Origin of the sequence: Denitromonas halophila, assembly GCF_007625155.1 — a bacterium.
GTDB classification, from domain to species: domain Bacteria; phylum Pseudomonadota; class Gammaproteobacteria; order Burkholderiales; family Rhodocyclaceae; genus Nitrogeniibacter; species Nitrogeniibacter halophilus.
In genome coordinates this window covers 1-2,699 of record NZ_VMNK01000027.1, presented here as the reverse complement: position 1 = coordinate 2,699, position 2,699 = coordinate 1, and the positions used below count along the sequence as shown (strand labels likewise).

At 64.8% G+C, this 2,699-nt stretch carries 4 protein-coding genes; all 4 read right to left on the bottom strand.

The genetic code is table 11. The features are described 5' to 3' along the window. The coding region (locus FHP91_RS20805; RefSeq protein ID WP_144311364.1) for a biotin/lipoyl-containing protein at window positions 1-156 on the bottom strand (156 nt) is incomplete at its 3' end. A gap of 66 nt (window positions 157-222) precedes the next feature. After that, entirely contained in the window at window positions 223-1,404 is a 1,182-nt protein-coding gene (locus tag FHP91_RS20800; RefSeq protein ID WP_144311363.1) for a cystathionine gamma-synthase family protein, read from the bottom strand. A 77-nt stretch (window positions 1,405-1,481) separates the two neighbouring features. Beyond that, window positions 1,482-2,474 (bottom strand): N(2)-acetyl-L-2,4-diaminobutanoate deacetylase DoeB, encoded by a 993-nt coding sequence (gene doeB, locus FHP91_RS20795; protein ID WP_144311362.1) that lies wholly within the window; start codon window positions 2,472-2,474, stop codon window positions 1,482-1,484. Between the two features lie 5 nt (window positions 2,475-2,479). Then, window positions 2,480-2,699 (bottom strand): M24 family metallopeptidase (locus FHP91_RS20790; RefSeq protein ID WP_144311361.1); only part of this gene is annotated, 220 nt, incomplete at its 5' end.

Below are 2,699 nucleotides of genomic sequence, written 5' to 3'. Positions count from 1 at the left end.
CTCGGACGGCACGTCCATGGTGGCTTTGTCGGATTCGAGCGTGACGATGGGGTCATCGACGGCGATGGTGTCGCCGACCTTGACGTAAAGCTCGATCACCGGCACATCGGCGTAATCGCCGATATCGGGGACTTTGACTTCCTGCAGTTCACTCATGCGGGCTCCTCCCCCTGCCACGCCGCACGGGCGGGGCAGGGGTGACGGAATGGATGGGACGGCGGATCAGATCTTGGCCAGCGCCTGCTCCAGATCGGCCACCAGGTCGTCGCCGTTCTCGATGCCGGCCGAGTAGCGGATGAGGCTCTCGGGGATGCCGGCGTTGGCGCGTTCCTGCTCGGTCAGCTCGACGTGGCTGGTGGTGCGCGGCGGGCCGACGAGGGTGCCGACGGAACCGAGACTGGCCGCCTTGTGAGCGTACTTGAGGTTCTCCAGTACGGTCACCACGTTCTCGAAGCCGCCCTTGAGCGAGAAGCTCAGCATGCCGCCGAAGCCGCGCATTTGTTTCTTCGCGATGGCGTGGTTCAGGTGCGTTTCCAGGCCGGGGTAGAAGACCTGCTCGACCTTCGGGTGCTGCGACAGGAAGGTGGCGACCTTCATGGCGTTTTCGTTGTGGCGCGCGATGCGCAGCTCGAGCGTCTTCATGCCGCGCAGGATCATGTAGGCCGATTGCGGGTGCAGGGTGGCGCCGGTGATCTCGCGGTAGTGGAAGATCTGGTCGATCAGCGCCTTCTTGCCGACGGCCAGACCACCCATCACGTCCGAATGGCCGTTGAGGTACTTGGTCGCGCTGTAAACGACGACATCCGCACCCAGGCTGATCGGGCGCTGGTTGATCGGCGTGGCGAAGGTGTTGTCGACCACTACGATGGCGCCGTGTTCGTGCGCCACCTTGGCGAGGCGCTCGATGTCGACGATCTTCAGCGTCGGGTTGGTCGGCGTCTCGAGGTAGAGCACCTTGCAGCCCTTCTTGACCTCGCGCTCGATGGCGTCGAAATCGCTGGTGTCGACCATGCACACGTCGACCTTCATCTGCGGCAGGAACTTGATGAAGATCTTGTTCGAGCCGCCATAGGTGTCCTTGATCGCCACCACGCGGTCGCCCGGCCCGAGCAGGGTGAACAGCGTGTTGCTGATGGCCGCCATGCCGGTGGAAAAGCTGGTGGCCTCTTCGCCGCCGTCCATGAGGCGGATCTTCTCTTCGAGCGGGCGCACCGTCGGGTTGGTGTTGCGCGAGTAGATGTGGCCTTTTTTCTTGCCCATGCCGACCTGGTGCCATTCGTCCATGTCGTCATAGCCGAAGGTGACGGAATTGTAGACGGGCAGGCAGATGGCGTTCTCGGCGAACAGGTGTTCTTCGCCGGCCCAGACCGATGCCGTTCCGGTGTGGTTTTCGTAGTCGTTCATTGCTGTCTCTCCTTGGTCGGATGTGTGTCCCGGCCGGTGCCGTTCGGACGGTGTTGAATATGAATAGGGTGTCGGGGTCAGCCGACCACGTCGGCGATTACCGCGAGGGTGTCGCCGACGCTGATGAGGCCGGGAAAGTGCCGTGCCGCGAGAATGCCGCCGCGTGCCGCGCGATACTCGACCGGCGCGCTGCCGGTACGCGTCACGTCATACACCCGGCCGACCACATCGCCGGTGTTCACCGGATCACCGAGGTCGACGCACATCTCGAGCAGGCCGTCATGCGTCGAGGCGACATAGCAGTCACCATCGGGCATGTCGAGCTTGATCGATTGACGCTGCGAGGCCTCGCCCTGGCAGATGCCGCAGTGGATCAGGAAGTCGCGCACGCCGCGCTCGGCGATGGCGATGCTCTTGGCGGTCGCGGTGCCGCCGCCGCCCAGCTCGGTGGAGACGAACACCTTGCCCGCGTCTTCGGCCGCGGTGTCGAACATGCCGACACTGTCGAGCTCGAGCATGTGCATCGAGTAGGGCGCGCCGAAGGCTTCCATCGCCGCCTGGCAGCGTGCCTCCTGCGCCTTGTCGGCGAGCACATGGATGGCCGCGAAGGGCAGGAAGTCGAGCGTCTTGCCGCCGGAGTGGATGTCGAGCACATAGTCGGCCAGCGGCAACAGGTGGCGCTGGATGTAGTCGGCGATCTTCTCGGTCACCGTGCCGTCCGGCTTGCCGGGAAAGGCACGATTGAGGTTGCCCTTGTCGATCGGCGAGGTGCGCGTGCCGGCGCGAAAGGCCGGAAAGTTGAGAAAGGGCACGATGATCACGCGGCCGCGCACTTGCTCGGGCGTGAGCGTGTCGGTGAGCTTGCGCAGCGCCACCGCGCCTTCGTACTCGTCGCCATGGTTGGCGCCGGTGAGCAGCGCGGTCGGGCCGTCGCCGTTGCGCACCACGGTGACCGGAATCATCACCGCCCCCCAGGCGGCGGTGTCGCGCGAATAGGGCAGCTTGAGAAAGCCGTGCTGCACGCCGTCGCGGTCGAAATCGACGGTCGGGCTGATCGGTGAGGGTTTCATGACACTCACTCCTTGACGAACAGTTTGCGTGGCGTGGTGCACAGGGGCTCGACGCCGGTGTCGGTGATGAGGATGCTTTCGGTAATCTCCAGGCCCCAGTCGTCCTGCCACAGGCCGGGCATGAAGTGGAAAGTCATGCCGGGCTCGAGCACGGTTTTGTCGCCGGGGCGCAGGCTCATGGTCCGCTCGCCCCAGTCGGGCGGGTAGCTCGCCCCGATGGGGTAG